The sequence below is a fragment of the Protofrankia sp. CiP1_Cm_nod4 genome (assembly GCF_982290645.1).
In genome coordinates this window covers 5,351-6,209 of the sequence record NZ_CEVIVC010000165.1, presented here as the reverse complement: position 1 = coordinate 6,209, position 859 = coordinate 5,351, and the positions used below count along the sequence as shown (strand labels likewise).

Genomic DNA, 859 nt, shown 5'->3' with positions numbered 1-859 from the left:
GGGACGGACCCGCCGATGGCTCGGCCGATCGCCGCCAGATCCCGACCCGCGCCGAGCGGCCGGCGCGGGTCGGGGTTTGGCGGTGGGCAGGCGGGCATGCCCATCGAACCCGACCTGCCCTTCGAGGAGGGGCGGCACGCCAAGGAGGACCTCATGACGATGAGCGAAGCCGACGTCGAGCGGGCCCGTGCGGCCCAGCTGCCTGATGATGACGTGGTGGGCGTCCTGCTCAACCAGCACGCCCGTATCCGCGACCTGTTCGCCGAGGTGCGCAGCACGGCGGGCGGGCACAAGAAGCAGGCGTTCGACGAGCTGCGGGCGCTGCTCGCGGTGCACGAGACAGCGGAGGAGCTGGTTCTGCGGCCGGTGACCAGGGATGTCGACCGGGCGGTCGCCGAGGCCCGCGACCGGGAGGAGGGCGAGTCCACGCAGGTGCTCAAGGCGCTGGAGAAGATGGACGTGCACAGCGGCGAGTTCGACCGGAAGCTGGCCGAGTTCGAGCGGGCCGTCTCCCGCCACGCCGAGCACGAGGAGAGCGAGGAGTTCCCGCGCGTCCACGCGGCCCGTAGCGAGGAGCAGCTGGAAGGCATGGGCCGCCGGCTGCGCACCGCGGAGAAGATCGCTCCCACGCACCCGCACCCGTCCACCACGGGGTCACCCGTCGCGCAGTGGACCGTCGGCCCGATCGCGTCGATCGTCGACCGCGTCCGCGACGCCGTACGGTGACCTTTTGTTGACGCCACTGCCGGGGCGGTGGCCCGGAGCCCCGCTGATGCCCCGGCCGGCCAGGCTGTCCTCGATCCGGCCGGTGAGCGGATCGCCGAGGTGCTCGAGGCGCTCGTGGCCCGCTACCCGGCGG

Annotated in this window: 1 protein-coding gene; it reads left to right on the top strand. The window is 73.1% G+C overall.

Going from position 1 to position 859, the window contains the following annotated elements:
• Positions 1-153: 153 nt before the first annotated feature.
• The gene (locus AC5LSR_RS21215; protein ID WP_250287006.1) at positions 154-726 is read left to right on the top strand and encodes a hemerythrin domain-containing protein; all 573 of its coding nucleotides are present in this window, start codon (positions 154-156) and stop codon (positions 724-726) included.
• Positions 727-859 lie beyond the last annotated feature (133 nt).